This window comes from Desnuesiella massiliensis, assembly GCF_001403615.1.
Classification (GTDB): domain Bacteria; phylum Bacillota; class Clostridia; order Clostridiales; family Clostridiaceae; genus Desnuesiella; species Desnuesiella massiliensis.
The window spans coordinates 1,429,956-1,447,446 of sequence record NZ_LN879457.1 but is presented as its reverse complement, the minus strand read 5'-3'; the positions used below and the strand labels follow the sequence as shown (position 1 = coordinate 1,447,446).

Genomic DNA, 17,491 nt, shown 5'->3' with positions numbered 1-17,491 from the left:
TTTTCTTATCTATAGTCTTAAGAACCATATTATCCAAATTTACTGTTCTATTTTCTAATGCACTTTGACAAAGATGACCACGAATAACCACCTTTCTCCAGAACCTTCCACGTTTCCCTGCATTCTTTACTCCATTTATTGTGTCTAAATAGATTATGTAACGGTGAAGCATTAATCAACACTCCATCAATCTGATTTGGATTAAAAGGAATGCTTCCTATATTTAACAATTCACTTCTAAAATCAATTAGCTCACCCCATAAACGCTTTTTCTCATTTATACTTTCCCTAACTTCCCTTGACTTAGAACCAGACATATTAGGAAGTTGTACCTCCATTTGATTTATCTGTTTCTCTATTTCAGCGATTTTGGGATTTATGTGCTTATTCACTATAGTAAATAAAGTATCTGAATTCAATCTAGGATAATAAACCCATACTGTATAATCCCCAGATTTTGTACTTAGCGGCCAATATATAGGAGCAGTTCTACGTGCTTTAGAATATCTTTTAAAATGATCATTAAAAAAGCCATTTGGGTCTCTAATATATTCTCTAATGCTATTTATATGTAATATATCACAAATCTCCTGTTCTATTATTTCAAAATTTTCATTCCAAACCATTCTAAAAACAATTTCCAAGTTTCTTACAATATCAAACATACTATTATCATCATCTACTAAAATCCCATCCCATTTTATATTTATGGGATAATCTTGGCTAATACTTATATCGGAATTAAATAACTCTCTCTCTACATAGTTATCTTTATTTTCACTACCTTGGTTTTCAAATACCAGCATAGCTGGAGGATACATAGGTAATGGATCCGTAATACTACCATGCTCATCTAGTAAGTTGTCTCTAAATGAAGTTCGGATATCCCAACGACCGTATATACAACCCAATGCATGAGAAATAACATTGATTACAGCTATGTTCTTACAATCATTGTTATAATCGGCATCTTCTATCGGTAGCTGTATTATTGGCTGCATATTCTTAAATTCTTCTAGAAAAGATTTTTCAATCTCAGATAAATCATATACCTTCATAATTTCTTCGTGGCACAGCTCTTCACATTCCTTACTTTCTTTTAGTGCTAAACTTAAAGCTTCCTTTATTTCATATGCATAATCTGAGATTGTTTTTTGACAAAACATTTTACTAAATATAGCTTGCGTCTCGTCATATCGTCTTACATTTAGAAACGCATTTATAGTAGATTTTACTTTTTTACGAATAGGTCCAACATTTCTAAACTTTTTATATGGTAACAAGTTAACATATCCAGAATATTTATGTTGTCCACAATACTTGTTTAGTGCAAATCTAACAAGTGGTGTATTTAGAAATCCTAAAATATCATAAATTTCTTCTTCATCCAATCCCGTAAACGCCTGACCTTCAACAGTAAACATCTGATTTGCAGGTAAAACATGGGCACAAAAATACTCCCCTCTTTTGCCGTAACAAATTCCCGATTTCATATGGCTGGTCTTATTACGAAATACTGTAGATGAATCCCTAGGTAACCTGTATAGATCTGATTCAGCAACTATGCATTCATATAGTGGTGCTGAATAAGGCGTATAAGAAGAACCGTTAAACATTCTAGTGTAAAAACCAACTTGTTCTGGTAAATATATTTCCCACCATAACCTAAAATGCTTTTCTGCTTTAAGTTGATGCCCTGTGTTAGCCTTAAACCCGCTTTCTTCAAGTGATTTTAAATTAATGAATGCACTTCGCAAAAACTTTGGAAAGTCATATCCTATAACAGCATTAGGTAGAGTTCTAAAATTTAAAGGTGTCTCAATTACAGCATTTCTACAAACAGTTTCCTCTTTAATATTATCAATTACATTTAGTATTTCGATATCCTTATTATCTGACTTTTCATTTCTAACATCTATAAATAAAGCATTGTCTAGCATCTCTTTTGTTAATACCACAGTTGTAACTTCTACATTTGCATCTAATACATCCCATCCTAAATCCGCCACAGAAGATATCCTATTGTCCTGCAATAAAACATCTCTTCTAAAGTTTTCATATGTGGCTTTTACAATTGCAGTTCTATCAAAAATGACTCCTATGCTTCCATCTTTATCAAGTAAGCTCCAACTTCTCTCAATAAAGGCACAGAGAAGGTTTTTATTCCAATTTGGATAATTTATATTTAAATAATTTACAGTAGAAACTGCTCCTTCCCCGAATGGAGGATTCATTAGGATTACATCATAATTTTTTCTACAAATATCAATAAAAGCCAAACCATGCTCTATATCATCAGCAAAAAATTTTCTTTTATAAATTCTATCATTATTCTCATGATAAACATATCTTCTCAATGCATAAATTAAATTATTTTCAACTTGATCCCAGAATACTTTATCAGTAGATGCATTTATGTTTATTGAATACTGGGTTGCACCTTCCAATTTAGTAATTTGGGCATTTGTTAGAATTAGTTGATTGCCTTTCTTATCTACTGCATAATCATTATATTCTAAACTTCGTTGCCTTGCTTCCGCAATAGCCTCTTGGATTTCATGTTCGATCTTTAAAAGAAAGCCTGCCTGACCGGCTAACTTCATTTTTTCGACTATCTGCTTAAACAACTCTTTTATTATGTCAGTTTCAATTTCTCCTATGAATTCATTAAACAATTCTTCTGATTCCGGCATTGAATCAGCACAAACTATATTTACTCTAGTTATTTGCGGTCGTTTGCCTCCTTTTATGCCCAGCCCTTTAAAATATTTCTGAACTCTTAACCATAGTGCAAGCGCAGCTATTTGACATGCACGTTGATCAATATCTATGCCGTGCAAGTTATATCTTAATATGAGACCTGGAATTTGACCTCTATATTCTACAAAATCATTAAAATCTTCCGCAATAACCCTTCCGGTTTCCGAGAAAGGATTTAAAGTATTGTCCTGCCATGCCTCGATATAAATTTTCTCCAAAAGATCAAAACAATATAGCAAAAAATGTCCGCTACCTGATGCCGGATCCAATATTTTAATATCCCTAGGGTCTTTTCTATTAATAATTGTTACACTAGTACCAATACTATGCTTTGATAGAGATTCTTGGGATAATAAAGGATTATTTATGCCAACATCCTCTCTATTAACTTTTGAGGAATTGATCATATATTTGCAATAATCATTTAGGCATGTATTTCCCCCCATAATTCTATGCCAAAGTCGTCCAAGTGTATTATCAGTTAAAAATTCAACAACATATCTTGGGGTGAAAAATTGGTTTCTAACAGCCAACTCCCTTGAAGTGTTCGGTGCTTGCTCTCTCATCACTTTTCTTTCTTTGTCATCGTTATAGTATTGATAAATCCAACCTATAGTCTCATCTTCTTTCCATATGTGAGAAATGCTATTGTCATTTAAGTATCCAATCAAATCTTCCAAGCACCGTTCTGACGGAAATATACACGATTGAGGTATACTTTTGTCAAAAAGTATACCTAAATCTAATGAAAGCTCATTATACATATTTTTCAAAAAAACTCTATATGTTTGATACCGAGTGCCTAATGCTCCAGAAGATAGCTTATCAAATAGCAAAAATCCATCTGATGCCATCCCTTTTCTAACACATTCTAATACAATATCTCGTTCCTCACATAATCGAAGAGCAGCCAAACGATTTAAGATAGTAAACCCAATTTCGCGTACCATTCGTTGATAAGCATTTAAAGTATTAGTATTCTCACTTTCACTTTCCTTACCATTTCCAGTCAATCTTTCTAAAAACTTTCTCAAAACTTGTGCAGAATACTTTTCCTCATTTGATAGGTTGGTCAACCTATTTAGTTCTATTACAGTCCCATCCAAGTATAGGCCATATTTAGCCTCAAGTTGATCAGTTATATCCTCTTTTAAGCGATTCTTACACAATTTCACTATGATCGCTAAGTTATTACGAGTTGACTTATTAAAGCTCATCTTTTTCCTCCACTCGTATACATCTTTTATTTCTTAATAATTGCTCCATCTTTATCCTTATCGAATCAAGCCAGCATTCTAATTGCTCATAATTAGTTATAGTCTGAGATGGTATAAACTCATTCAGATATACTACGTCTACTTCTCCATATTGATTATCTCCATCCTCATCAACAGAATCATCATCATAATCATTAGAGTAACCGCCAAAATCTTCAATTTCAATTGGTTTACGTTTCCTCAACTCATCTTTAATTAACTCAAGATGCCTCAACAATGTCGCTTGTGTAGTTAATAGCATTCTAAGATCTATTAGTGGATTATCTTTATTGGGGCTTGATTGAATATTAAAATCCAATTTTTTACTCAGTTCTTCTCTATCTTCATCAGATACTAATAACCATTCATCCACGGATTCTAACTCTTGACTAGCACGCTTAATCTCATCTTTAAAGCTTGTAAATACATTAATATACAATTCAACAGTTCTATCTGTTACTGCTCGAATTACACCACGTAAATCAGGTAATTTCTCAAAAAAGTTTTCTGATAAAAATACTTGATTTATTATTTCAAACTCATCTTGTGATATTAAGTCACTTGTTTCAGATACAAATAATGATTGAAGTTCTACTATATTTTTTTGGGTGGCTTGAGCATACTTTAATTCCGATTCAGCCCCAGTATTTAAAGTTTCCACAGACTTTTTAGCCCAATTTATATCCTCAAGAATCTGACAGGTTGTCCCCCCAAGTCCAGCGGCAGCATTACTTGCATCACCTTTGAGCAAATCAGTAATATTTGAAAGTAAGTTTCTTGCCCTTTCTTCGCCTACCAATCCTAGCAATCTTAATCTATCTGGCAAAGCGCCTGATCGTTCTAAAATATCTGGCATGCATCGTCTTACTGCTTTACTTATATGATCTTCTAATGGCAAAACCTGCTCTCCAAACATATCCTCTAATCGCTTTGCAGCACGATCCAATGTATCAGGACTAATTTTACTATCTCTTTTAGAAATTCCAATTCTATTAAATGAAATACTACTCTTAAAGGCCTCAGCAGATTGTGGGCCTGATGTCTTTAGAGTTCCGTCCGCTGTATGCACCTCAATTTGCCCAGCAACTAGCAGAGCTGCAAATATGTACCTAGTAGTATCTTTACTCCATCCATAAGGGTATGAGGAAAAAATATCTTGTATATAACTACCAGAAAGCCTTCCACTTCCTGACTCGTCAACTTTTGTTATAAATATTCTTAGAACTTCAGCAATCGCAGGATTCTCCAAGTTAATTCTTGGTGAACCAGATTTTTTAACTACAAAGTTTAGTGGATCCAATTCCTTTGGAATTCTATCCAATCTATCTACTAGCAAAAACTTTGACGCTAACTCAGTTGATGGACGTATAGGTGCTAAGTGAAAATTAGAGAAGATTTCTTTCGCTGCAATCCCTATTATATTTCTTACTGCAGCATCTATCGTCTGTCCTGATTCCTCAACTGGTATTGGTTTTCCCCTAAAAATCATTACACCTTCAGATAAAATACTCTCATATACCTTTTGTATGGAATCTCTATTCCTCTCACTTGATCTTATTTCTGATCTTATGAATTGTGCAACATCTTTATCTACATTTCTTTCATCTATCTCATTTACAATTTTTTCTGATCTCACAACTTCAGGTATCAAATCATTAATGATCTCACTATTATGACATAACCAAATAATATAATTTTTCAATTCACTTTGATTCGAAGTTTGGGTTAATAATTCCAGTCTGCTTTTTTCCCAGTTACAATAATCTGTAAATTGAATTTTTATATTAATATCCTCTTTATCACCTAATATTATACTTTTATCAACTTGAACACTAGCCTTTACTTCTTTAATATTCTCCAGTCGAGCTGATGGTTGTGTTTCCAAAATATTTTGCAAGATTTCATTCCTTACGCGATTGCATTCGCCACCGCTAGGTATATAAGAGCTTCGCTTATTTCTTAACGGTCTTACCCCTTCACTTAGAAATACATATCCACCTGATTGAGGATCCTCAATTAGATTGCACTCTTTATTTTCTATTAGTTTTGTCAATGCATCTCTTACCTCATTAAGCAAGGAAGGGTTCCCCACCCTAGGATATAAAAGTGCAGCAATATTCTCCGCAGTTCGTGGGAAATTTTCCACAGACTGCAAAGTTGCTATTGCTTTCGCTACCCTTTGAATTGTTAAATCATCCTTATATATAGATGATACAATTTTATCGACTATATTTACAACATGTGGCAAGTCACGTGCTATATCAGCCCGTAAAGTATCATAAAAATCATCCACGCAAGCCAAATATCCTACTTCCCTATCGGCAAGCTTTGTAATATCTCTTGAAAGTACACGACTCTTATCAACAAGAACATCTTGTATTACTCTTATTACGGATCTTAAACCAATTCCACCTGTAGAACGAGCTAACTTTCTAATTAATTCAAGCAATAATTCAAAATGCTGTGGTAGAAACGGATAGAATCGAGAAAAAATTTCGGCATCAGGATCATTCTTATATAATGAAGTTCCGTCTAGACGAGTATGAACAATAAGTGATTGACCATTTTCATTGAATAACTGCTTCAATTTATTTTGACCATCAGTAGATTTAGTCAATAGCCTTCGATAAGTAATCTCCTTTATATCTCTAGCATCTAAATGAATAGATATCGGAAATCTATCTCTTAGTTTGTTTAATTCAGCAGAGTTGTGGGTTGCTCTCTCAACTATTTCAGTCAGTGTTTGCTGACCAGTTGCTATTATCCACACCTTACCTTTTCCTTGTTCTTTTAGATTTCTAGCCATGCCATCCATATTAAGAATTAAATCGCTTCTTCGAGCAACATATTGCCCAGCCTCATCAATTATGAATAATATATTTTCATAGCCTGTTTTTTTCCGGCATAAATCTATCATTTCACTTACTCTATCTTTAAGGTTTTCCCCCATCTCAAATCTAAGATTTCTAAAACTTTCTGGTGTTGGGAATTCCTCAGGAAGAATTCTAGGAATAACCATCGCTGCTCTAGCATTACCCAGAAGTGGATCGTTATGTATATCATCCCAATTATTTTTATACATTTCACTATATAGTATTTTAAATTCATCTAATTTGTTATATCGATCTAACGTAAATTCAAGTTGTGCAAGTTTCTTATCTTTTGAGTATCCTGCCCATTGTAGAACTTTCCAATAGAGTACAGTTGAAACAGGTGCGACTGCACTTTCAGCAAGTTGTTCTGATCCTAGATCCAAAAGTACAACACCTATAGGATGCCTTGAAATAATAGAATTAAGTAGAGCTGGTACTTGAGGAGATCGAAATCTATCATTTAGTAAATCCGCAAACTTCGTACTCCTTACCTTTCTGCTAGTATCCAGTGAAAAGCCCAAATATTTTGTAAAAGAACTCTTACCAGAGCCATAGAATCCAGATACCCAAACGCCATTCTCGATAACATGTCCTCCCCTAATTCCGTAATCTAAATTTTCTAATAGCTTTCTAAAGCATTCTTCAACATTATCAGTAATTTCATACTCTTCAATTTCATTGGCAAGCCTTTCCTCATCATGAGCACTATAGTCAATAACCTTTTCAATTGTTCTTTCTATCCGCTTTTTTGCTGAAAAAAGTGATCTAATAGTCATATTATTCTTCCCCTCCTATTAGCATTGATCTATAGTTGCTGTCTTCATCGTAAAATTCCAGAAAATGCAATCCATATTGTCCTATTCTCATCCCTGGATATAGTATTACAGTAGGTATTTTTATTTTATCATGTAACTGGCTTTCTATGCTTCTAGCCCTGAAAAATGGATGTAGAAATTCTGTATCCGTAAAAATGATAACTTCTTTATCAATACTTTCTCTAGTTACCTGATCTGCTATTTTGTTAATTAAGCAGTTCTTTGACATTAATACATTCTTGATTGAATCATTTATTTGTTTGATTTCGTATTCGTTCTCAATTTCAATCCATTCTTCCCATCTTCCTGATTCATCGATTATCTCCCAAATGATGTCCGAGAACGATATTTGATTTACCTTATATCCATCATTTTTTAGCATACCAATCCACGAATTAAGCCTTTGCTTAACCTCAAATGTTTGACTAGATTTATAAACAAAATAAAAGATTGGATCACTCATTGCTGGATTTAACATATCATAATTCATAAGCTTTTCTCTTAATTCATTAAATGAATTGCTTAGTGAGTCCATTCAAAAAAACCTCCATATTTTCAAACTTCCAACTAATTCGTATAACACTTCCAGCTCGTTGGACAATTAATCCTGCTAATTCTCCTAATTCATCTAATCTGCTGACTAAATTGTTTCTCTCCAATCCAAAAAGCAGCCAATCTGGATGCTCACATACTGCTAAATCAGATAGGCCCTGAAAATGTAGAACATATGCTATATAAGCAATTGTGACATCAGATACTCGATAATTCACAATTTCTCTATAACCTCTTTTTTCTTCTCTAATAAACCCATAGTCTTTTAGAATACCTAATACAGTAGTACAAACTTTTAACTTTACACTTTCTGACCATTGCTCATTTAGTACACCTTCATCCTGTGCCTTCATTAAAAAAGATAACACATCATCATTTCTTATTATAATGTCTCCTCTATTACATAATGGCCAAAATACATTTATAACAAAATCATAAAACAAGTCATCTGCTCTTGCAGTGTACAAAAACATTAGCTCATCTACTATTTTTCTATGTATTCCATTCATAATTAATTTTTTCAACCAAATTGCTTGTTCATCATTAGGAACAAGAAATCTAGGTCTAAAGATTCTAAGTACCAAATCTCTCGTCCTATAAGCAGTTGTTTTCCCAAGTAAATCACTTCCTTGGACTCTTTGTGCAAACTCTTGTGGTGATTCACTTTGTTCCCAACTCTTGAGTAAAACCCTCATATCCTCTTTTAATGCTGCTCCTTTTGTCAAAGCTGCAGAATAATGCCTCTGTTTCACATTTATATCACTGTGCACTTTTTTTCGCCTCCTCTAAGTAAGGAAAAACCTTTATGCCTTTCTTAAATCCAATGTAATAGCATTGGATAGCTTTAGCAAAAAACTCATCAAAGGACGTATCTTTTGTAAATCCAACTCTAATAGGCCCTGGATTTGCTTTAGCACTTTTACTGTTTCCTATGTACTTTTCTAATTCATTAATTAACGACGAACCATCGCTAAATCGTTTCATATACTCATTCCTCAAAATCTCATTGTTTTCTATCAAAAATTGCTCAATTTCATTTTCATACTGAATAGGCAACTGCAAAATATTAAAAACAGCAACATTCCCAACGCTATCGATATGAATTTCTCTAGCAATATCATTACAAGAATTAACTGCTGCTGCGAAATCACTTCTAGGATATATTCTACTTAAAAAACTTAACCCTGTTGAAGTTAAAAAATGCCCTGGCCACCAAGACGCATGCTCTACTCCCCCAAGGGTTAAAATTAAAATTCTCATCCTTACAATATCTTCTATGTTATATACTTTACCTGCTATCTTAGGCACCTCCTAATTAACTTAAGGTAATAAATTCATTTGTGCACTACCTATAAAAATTTTATAAATTCATATAATTGCATCATTTACTTAATATAAAAATTCACTTCACTTTTATTTATAAATTATAACAGGATGCTTTACCTTATAAAAACTCTAATAAAACGTCCTTGTTTTTATTTACCATCCTCTTACCCTTTTACAAATCAATGCTTTTAGTACAATAAATGTAAATCAAAAATCATATTTTTTAAAATAAATATTTTCACTATGTATACTTCTACATAACTCATAATGGGTACCTTTAGGTACATTTAGCTCTTCTCTTATGTAAAAACCTAAATCAATGCAGTTTCCGCTATATCAAGATAATAATTATTCTTATCTCTTCTTTCCATAGTTCTATTATTCTCCTTGATAATTAAAGTTTTTCATATTTTAAATATAAACTATAACAATTATACCTTAAATAATTTTTAAAGTAAATAAAAGCAAATATATACACAACAATATATCTCTATAAAAAAACCAACTATAAAATTTTATATTTATTTCATAGTTGGTTCAAATATACATTAAATTCTCTTTAAAAAATAGGCTTATTTAGTTCCAAATAATCTATCTCCTGCATCACCTAATCCAGGAACTATATATCCTTTTTCATTAAGCTTCTCTTCTATAGATGCAATATATATCTATATCTGGATGGGCATCTACTACAGCCTTTATTTCTTTTGGAGCATCTATTAAACACATTAATCTGATATTTCTTGCTCCTCTTTTCTTTAATAAGATTATAGCATCCACTGCAGAACCGCCAGTAGCTAGCATTGGATCTGTAACTATAACATCCCTTTCTCCTATGCCTTGAGGTAATTTACAGAAATATTCAACAGGTTGAAGGGTTTCTTCATCTCTATATAAGCCAATATGACCAACCTTAGCTGCTGGAATCAATCTTAGCATTTCATCTACCATACCTAATCCAGCTCTTAGAATAGGCACTATAGCCATCTTCTTTCCTGATAGCATTTTACACTTAGTTATACATATAGGCGTTTCTATTTCTACTTCTTCCATTTGTAAGTCTCTAGTTACCTCATAATCCATTAACATAGCAACTTCTTCTACTAATTCTCTAAAATCCTTTGAGCCTGTATTCTTATCTCTTATAAAATCTAATTTATGGAGTATTAATGGATGTGTTATTTGTGTTACTTTACTCATTGAAAATTTCTCCTAGTAATCAGGTGAAATTTTCAATTTTTACAATATCCTCTGATATGATGAATAAACTTTGACTACAGTTTGTTTTGCTAATCCCACCATATTCCAGCCCTCCTTAGCCTTAAAATACTATTTATCTTAAATATTTTCTCATATGTCCAGTGTCCGGTTGTTTATAAAGATGTCTATTACTCTTTTGTAAACTACTTATTCTGCTTCTAGATATAAGAAATAGAGAGTTCATTAATTATATCTACTAGTTGCTTAACTTTATAATTATATTATCTAGTTGTTATCTAGTTGTTGACAACAAGTTTCTCTCGTGTTACTATTTTAATATAAATAAATTTTGGAGGTTTTAATATGTCAAAAGCATGGCTCGTTCGTCCAATTCCGCATGGTAGAAACAGAATGGAAGTCTTTAAAACAGATAATATTATCGCAGTTGGTTGGCCATTGATCGGTGATCTTACCGGTAAAGTCAGATCTGACATTAAAGCAATTTTACAGGGTCCACCTTACACTTATTCAAGCCTTAAACTAGGTAGTGCTTACGCAACGATAGACATACTTGTTAATCAAATGTCTAAAGGAGATCTAATACTTGTTCCAAATAATGATGATATTTACTTTGGAAAAATTGAGAGTGATTATATTTATGATAATTCAAAAGATTCCGATGCTGAGGGCTACCCACATCAGCGCAAAATCAAATGGTTATATGGTCCCATATCTCGTACTCAACTCCCTGATGAGCTGAGAACATCACTTAAGGTTCAAAGAACAACTGCTGACTTGAGTAAACATTATTATGCAATAAAAGCTTTATCCGAAGGTACTGATATAACAAGCATTAACCTCCCTGCTACTGAAGAAGTATTTATTAACGTAGAATATCCTATTCGTCCTGGTGTATTAGTGAAACTTTCGATTCCTAAAGATATGACACAGTCTGAAGCATCAAGACTTGGTGATTTTGTGAAAACTCTATACTTTGAGTAAACTTTTAAAGGCTATAAGAATAACTCTTATAGTCTTTTCTCAGTCTATCATCTTGTTTTACATTCTACACAAAATACTCCATAACAAAGGAGATACATCATTAACTACAAACTTACTTTAATGATGTATTTTTCATTATTGAGTTATTGAAGATAAAAAAAGACCTCCCGAAGCTCGGAAAATCTTCCATATGGTGCTACGGAGAGGATTCTCCCCCGACTAACTGATTCGTACAATATCAATTTAAAGTTTCTTAAAATACTTATAAGCCTTGACGTTAAGCCATCTCACTTTTTATGCAGAGTTATACTTTACCCCTTTATTTTAACCTATAAGTGTAAAACTTTTATAACACCCAATTATATGGTTAATAGGAAGTTCAATTTTGATTCAATATCACATCTTATCTATGCTACAGTTCACCTTTCATAATCCTAATGCATAAAAAATTTAAAAACACATTAAATTCCTCCAATACGGCTGTTCTGTATTCGTGGATTTCATTGTCTAACAACTATAATTCTGATACAATTTAGTGACTTTTTCATTGTAGATAGTGATTCTAATATCGCTAAATTGTATAATGTTTCTGCTAAAAGGTGCATCAGTCCTTTAAAAAAACAATCCAGCCTGCTTCAATTCCAATTATAGCATCATCATGTTAAGCAAGAATATAACTTTTTCTGTCGTCCATCCATATCTTTACAATTATAACTTCAAAGATAATTTCATATGCTAAATTTTATGGTAAATATTGATTAAATTTTAATTTTTTTAAAATAGAAATATGTTAATTTAAAAAGTACTGAATCAATTTTTTTAAAGGCTCCAATCCTTTTGATCCTTTTGGTCTAAAATCATAATTTCTAACCATATTCTTCAACCCTTCAATATCAGAGTCGATTTTAATAATTTTTTCATACATTTCATTTTGTTTCTTTTTCGTTGTTTTTTCGATTTCTTCATCATCCTTTGAAGGCATTATTACAACTATTATGGAAATGTATACTACAAAAAGTATAGCTTCTAGCATTGAAAAAATTCGTACTGCTGTATATACTAATTCTACATTATGATACATTTCAGGATAATTATGAGCAACCTTCTTATCATCTTGTACATCAGTATAGTCTGGAGTAGAGATTTTAACATAGCTAACACTTCTCCCAAAAAAGCAATCTGCACTATAATAAATAAAATCAGTAGGCATAACTACTCGTGAATAGTTCATTTTTTGATCTATTTTGAAATTCTCATATCCATATGGAAAATACATATCATATAAAGATAAATATATCCCTGCAAAACTAATAACTACTGTAAAAATACTTAATAGCAAATATTTAATAAAATTTTTTCGAAATTCCTTTTTTGCTATATAGACCATATGTACACCTACACTAACCACTACTAAATATAATAAGACTTCAATACATAAAAACCAATCAATAACACTTGCTCTAGTATATCTGTATAAATCAAGCATAATTATTATATTTAAAATAAATACTAAAAATCCATTGATTCTCTTATTCTTACTATAATTTATTTTATAATTCAGCAAAATATATATTACGATTATTGTAAAAGAAAAAGCATAAAGAAATTTATAATAAATATTAAATTTCCTTTCTAACGATACACTTATTAACATTACAACAATGAAAAAAACTCCCAATATTAAGTTGTTTTTTTCTTTACGTACCCATTTGCGCAAATTGTCTATCATAACCCTAACGCATCCCCTCTATGAATCTAAAAAATATGTTACATTTTAAGTTTTATGTTATAGTTTCTATGGCATGAACCTCTAGATATTGAATTATTTTATGATGATTTAATTCTTCTAAATCTAACTTAAGTTTATACATCCTTAATTTACTCACATAAAATTTACTTTTCATTTTTACCTCTCTTGTACAATATTTAACCTACACTTCTTGCATTAATAATATTTTGTTAAATAATATTATTAATGCAAGAAGCTTTATTCCCTTCAAAAGCATAATTTTCAGAATTACAAAATTATTATTGAACCTCTTCACTAAAGAATGTGCTTTTTATATTATAAATCATCTCAGCTTCCGATTATAGACATAATAATCCTATATTTTTCCTCAGATATACATCTTCATGAAATTAATAAATCACTTATTTCCCATACTTCTCTTCAATTCTCTACCTGCAACTCTTCCCTATCTGTTTTCTATATCTTTGCTAATCTTTTATTCATGTAATTAAATTAGATTAAATCTTAAATATTCTATGTTTCTATATTTTTTATAAATATCATGTTTTCAAAACGTTTGGTTGAATTTGAAAAGTTGCTTTGCTTTGCTTTACTTTTTTCTTTATATTATTGCATCATTATATAGTATGATTTTACCACATAATTTTACATATTTGTATATTTTCTTTTATTAATTATTGTAATTTAAATTAAAATAAAAAGAACTAAGATAGATTAATTTCAATCATCTAAGTTCTCATTATAGAGAAAAAGTACTTTATCACATTACAATTCTTTGACTACATTAAACCCTTGATTTACCGCTATTTGAAAAAGTGGTGCTATATTTTGTTTTAATTTTGAATTAAAGTCATTTCTATTTGAACTTATGTAATATTCATAAGGATTTTCTAGTTGTAAAATATCAATGTATTCTTCCAAATCTTTATTTCTCTTATTATCACATATATAAGAGAATGCCTCATATTGAATATTACAAAATGAATCTATATACAAATCATAATCTAACAGATTATCACTCTTAGAGCTATTTATATTTTTAAAAGTGGGAGTTAAGTTCCACATTTTATCATGTAAAACAAAGCTCCAAGGAATAAAGTGATCTATACTTAAAAGGCCGTATTTTGCATAGTTGGTATCGTTAAATTCATTTCCTGTATATATGTCTTTTATATTTTTCGATGAAATAACCTGTTTCCATAATTTCTTCGCTGCTTCAAGCTCTCTTTTGATGGGTGCTTCTAATTTAAGTGCAATAGCTGGAACATTTGGATTCTTTTTTTGAAGGAACATTACTAATTTATAATAAATCCAAGCTTTTATTATTTTATAATTATTTTTTAAATAATCATCCCAGCCTTCATTTATAACAATGGTATTGCCATTTATAATTTTATATAATCCATGACTTGTATTTTGTGATAGATACTCTATAAGTTTATTTTTAGAACTGTCTTTTACTCCTTTTAGTTCACTTACATAAAACGGAGTTAGTAACCTATATGGAACAAAATAGGTTAACTCATTCATCATTTTTAGTAATTCTTTATCATCATTTTTATCTAAAAAGTCCAATAGCTTATCCGAACTATAATTTGAAGGTAACCCATATTTTTCAGCTATATAATTTATTGGTTTTTTTAGATTATCCGAGTATCCAAAACTCAGCTTGTACTTCAGCAATGGATACCATCCATAGGTTATCATTCTTGAAATTATTCTTTTAAATTCTATTACATTTCTCCCCAAACTTACTTCATCTAGTATCCCAAGTAACCAATACATCTTATAACTTGCTACAACGTTTTTATCATCAAGGACTCTTGAAAAAACTCTTGAATCTATTCCAGTACCATGCGGCAAACCATAACAAATTTCTTTATTAGTTACTAAACTTGTTTGCTCAAATAATTCTATGTCCATATTTACCTCTTTAAATCAATTTCTATTAAAATCTATCTATATGTAATTCTATTTAATACACACTCTCTAGCACAATCCCCTCATCAAATCCTCCTCTTTCTTTTTTCTTTTCATATCTTTTTTTCATCAATTCTTCTTCACTGTATTCCAAACTTTTAGCTAGCCCAAACAGAACTTCCATTACATCTGCAAGTTCTTCTAGATTCTTGTCTTTTGTATTCTTAGCTTCTATAAATTCTGCTACTTCTTCATGAAGCTTTTTTTCTAATAACTCTAAATGTTCCTCTTTCGATGCTATTTTTATATCATACCTTTTGCCCTCTGCTTCTATTACTTGTGGAATTTTATCTCTTACTAGTTTGTTGTATACTTTCATATTACTTATCCTCTCAAAGCCTTCATTTTATTTATCTTCAAGTCTATTTATATACTTTTTAATACATAGTCCTTACCCATCATACCTAACCAAAGGACTTTTAATATTTCTAATGCCCCCTCTTGGGTTATCTACATCATTTCTATATCTAGGTATCAAATGTATATGAAGATGCATTATAGTTTGCCCTGCATGGTAGCCTACATTTGTTCCTACATTATAGCCCTGTGGCTCATATTGCACATCCAGCATTTCCTTCACTTCATGCAGTAAACTATAAATAGCCTTTATCTCTTCCTCTTAAGCTTCAAAAAAACTTTGAAAATGCCTTTTAGGAATGATTAATGCGTGACCTTCGTTTACTGGGAATTTATCTAGTATAGCATAGGCTAATTTGTTTTCTGCTATGATTTCTGATTTATTATAATTGCAAAATATACAATCCATTTTAAGACCTCCAATATGTTATTTATTGATATTATTTTACCACATATAGACAAAATATTTCATAAAAAATAGAAGTAAAGCCATTAAACTTCACTTCTGATAACTTTTTAAATTCTCCTTAAGCTATTTTCTTATTTTCAAAAAGTCCTCTTCATTTAAAAACTTTATATTCTGTCCTTTCGTATTTAAGTCTGTTGCTTTTTTAAGCTTATTACTCATTTCTTCTCTACGTAAATCTTTTATATTCTTTATATTAGTAACTAAAATTGTTGTGTTTCTTGTAACAAAACTTCCTGTGGTTCCACCAAGTCTTCTGACTAATCTCATTGCTTCATCTCTGGACATAGAATTTAACTTACCAGTAAATACCACAACCTCATTTTTAAATGCATCATATTCTAATCTTTCAAATTTATTTTCTTTTTTAGGATTATTAATTCTATTAGATATTTTGAGAATTCTGCCTTTAGCTCCCGATGGAGTATATCCATTATTAGCTACAGTTCCAACAGTTACACCTATTAATTTAGATATTTCGTTAATATCCTTACACTTTAATTCTTCTGATATATTAAGCAATATATTACTACAGGCAAGGGCATCATATAACGCATCATGGTGTTTAAACTCATATCCTAAAAAATCATTTACTGTATTTAATTTTGCATTTTCAATGCCTTTATAAAAGTTTCTAGCAAGTTTCATTGTACAAATATATTCAAAACTAGGCAGTTCTATTTCATAAAGCTCAGCACTCTTTCTTAAAACTGATATATCAAAGGAAGCATTGTGCGCTATTACTAAATTTCCATTAAAATGATGCTTAATCTTCTCCCATACTTTATCAAATTCTGGTTCACTCCTAACCATAGCTGGTCTTATTCCATGGATTCCAATATTAATTGGCATAAATCTCATTTCCTTAGGTCTTATTAAATGATGTATTTTTTCTATAACATGTCCATTTTTCACAACCACAATACCAATGGAGCATGGACTATTTCTTTTTTCATTTGCAGTTTCAAAATCTATAGCTATATAATTCATTTCTTTTCTCCATAATATTAATTCTAAAAAACATTATATCAGCCTTTATTTTTCTTATCTACTTAATATTAATTATATTTTAATTCAATTGATTATCCAATGTTATCATTTAACAGTCAAATTAGAAGCCAAACTGTTGGTGTTGCTTTAACAAATTGTATCTG

Annotated in this window: 11 protein-coding genes and 3 pseudogenes; 1 reads left to right on the top strand and 13 read right to left on the bottom strand. The window is 31.0% G+C overall.

Annotation, left to right across the window (positions count from 1 at the left end):
- Positions 1–47: 47 nt before the first annotated feature.
- The 7 genes and pseudogenes from pglX to upp form a co-directional block, all read right to left on the bottom strand.
- On the bottom strand, positions 48–3,977 hold the full coding sequence (gene pglX, locus BN2665_RS24785) for a BREX-1 system adenine-specific DNA-methyltransferase PglX (protein ID WP_055669756.1): 3,930 nt from the start codon (positions 3,975–3,977) through the stop codon (positions 48–50).
- Complete coding sequence (brxC, locus tag BN2665_RS24780) at positions 3,967–7,665, bottom strand: BREX system P-loop protein BrxC (RefSeq protein ID WP_055669755.1); 3,699 nt, start codon at positions 7,663–7,665, stop codon at positions 3,967–3,969. Before brxC ends, pglX begins: the two co-directional genes overlap by 11 nt.
- 1 nt (position 7,666) lies before the next feature.
- Complete coding sequence (locus tag BN2665_RS24775; RefSeq protein ID WP_055669754.1) at positions 7,667–8,239, bottom strand: BREX protein BrxB domain-containing protein; 573 nt, start codon at positions 8,237–8,239, stop codon at positions 7,667–7,669.
- The gene (locus BN2665_RS24770) at positions 8,214–9,026 is read right to left on the bottom strand and encodes a BrxA family protein (protein ID WP_055669753.1); all 813 of its coding nucleotides are present in this window, start codon (positions 9,024–9,026) and stop codon (positions 8,214–8,216) included. Before BN2665_RS24770 ends, BN2665_RS24775 begins: the two co-directional genes overlap by 26 nt.
- Positions 9,016–9,564: a BrxE family protein gene (locus tag BN2665_RS24765; RefSeq protein ID WP_055669752.1), complete on the bottom strand. Its 549-nt coding sequence runs from the start codon at positions 9,562–9,564 to the stop codon at positions 9,016–9,018. Before BN2665_RS24765 ends, BN2665_RS24770 begins: the two co-directional genes overlap by 11 nt.
- 255 nt (positions 9,565–9,819) lie before the next feature.
- Positions 9,820–9,909 (bottom strand): annotated as a pseudogene (locus BN2665_RS27675) (cytidine deaminase); the annotation flags it as partial.
- Between the two features lie 245 nt (positions 9,910–10,154).
- Positions 10,155–10,782: pseudogene (gene upp / locus BN2665_RS24760) on the bottom strand (uracil phosphoribosyltransferase).
- Positions 10,783–11,145: 363 nt separating this feature from the next.
- Here upp and BN2665_RS24755 point away from each other — a divergent pair.
- A complete protein-coding gene (locus BN2665_RS24755) occupies positions 11,146–11,784 on the top strand; it encodes a restriction endonuclease (protein ID WP_055669751.1) in 639 nt (212 codons plus the stop codon).
- A gap of 790 nt (positions 11,785–12,574) precedes the next feature.
- On the opposite strand, the gene BN2665_RS24750 is transcribed toward BN2665_RS24755, so the two are convergent.
- The 6 genes and pseudogenes from BN2665_RS24750 to BN2665_RS24730 all read right to left on the bottom strand — a co-directional run bounded on the left by BN2665_RS24750 (position 12,575) and on the right by BN2665_RS24730 (position 17,327).
- The gene (locus tag BN2665_RS24750; protein WP_055669750.1) at positions 12,575–13,513 is read right to left on the bottom strand and encodes a hypothetical protein; all 939 of its coding nucleotides are present in this window, start codon (positions 13,511–13,513) and stop codon (positions 12,575–12,577) included.
- 52 nt (positions 13,514–13,565) lie between these two features.
- A complete protein-coding gene (locus BN2665_RS27800) occupies positions 13,566–13,688 on the bottom strand; it encodes a hypothetical protein (protein ID WP_278335925.1) in 123 nt (40 codons plus the stop codon).
- Positions 13,689–14,299: 611 nt separating this feature from the next.
- Entirely contained in the window at positions 14,300–15,457 is a 1,158-nt protein-coding gene (locus BN2665_RS24745) for an HNH endonuclease domain-containing protein (RefSeq protein ID WP_055669749.1), read from the bottom strand.
- 52 nt (positions 15,458–15,509) lie between these two features.
- Positions 15,510–15,833, bottom strand: a complete 324-nt coding sequence (locus tag BN2665_RS24740) for a nucleoside triphosphate pyrophosphohydrolase (protein ID WP_055669748.1) — start codon at positions 15,831–15,833, stop codon at positions 15,510–15,512.
- Positions 15,834–15,905: 72 nt separating this feature from the next.
- A pseudogene (locus BN2665_RS24735) lies at positions 15,906–16,280 on the bottom strand (HIT family protein).
- A gap of 123 nt (positions 16,281–16,403) precedes the next feature.
- Positions 16,404–17,327 (bottom strand): exonuclease domain-containing protein, encoded by a 924-nt coding sequence (locus BN2665_RS24730; RefSeq protein ID WP_055669747.1) that lies wholly within the window; start codon positions 17,325–17,327, stop codon positions 16,404–16,406.
- Between the last annotated feature and the right edge of the window lie 164 nt (positions 17,328–17,491).

Excerpts from the sequence above, each read along its gene's own strand:
- BN2665_RS24730 (WP_055669747.1), bottom strand. The coding sequence starts at position 17,327 with ATGAATTATATAGCTATAGATTTTGAAACTGCAAATGAAAAAAGAAAT.
- BN2665_RS24755 (WP_055669751.1), top strand. The coding sequence starts at position 11,146 with ATGTCAAAAGCATGGCTCGTTCGTCCAATTCCGCATGGTAGAAACAGA.
- pglX (WP_055669756.1), bottom strand. The coding sequence starts at position 3,977 with ATGAGCTTTAATAAGTCAACTCGTAATAACTTAGCGATCATAGTGAAA.
- BN2665_RS24745 (WP_055669749.1), bottom strand. The coding sequence starts at position 15,457 with ATGGACATAGAATTATTTGAGCAAACAAGTTTAGTAACTAATAAAGAA.
- brxC (WP_055669755.1), bottom strand. The coding sequence starts at position 7,665 with ATGACTATTAGATCACTTTTTTCAGCAAAAAAGCGGATAGAAAGAACA.
- BN2665_RS24775 (WP_055669754.1), bottom strand. The coding sequence starts at position 8,239 with ATGGACTCACTAAGCAATTCATTTAATGAATTAAGAGAAAAGCTTATG.
- BN2665_RS27800 (WP_278335925.1), bottom strand. The coding sequence starts at position 13,688 with ATGAAAAGTAAATTTTATGTGAGTAAATTAAGGATGTATAAACTTAAG.
- BN2665_RS24740 (WP_055669748.1), bottom strand. The coding sequence starts at position 15,833 with ATGAAAGTATACAACAAACTAGTAAGAGATAAAATTCCACAAGTAATA.
- BN2665_RS24750 (WP_055669750.1), bottom strand. The coding sequence starts at position 13,513 with ATGATAGACAATTTGCGCAAATGGGTACGTAAAGAAAAAAACAACTTA.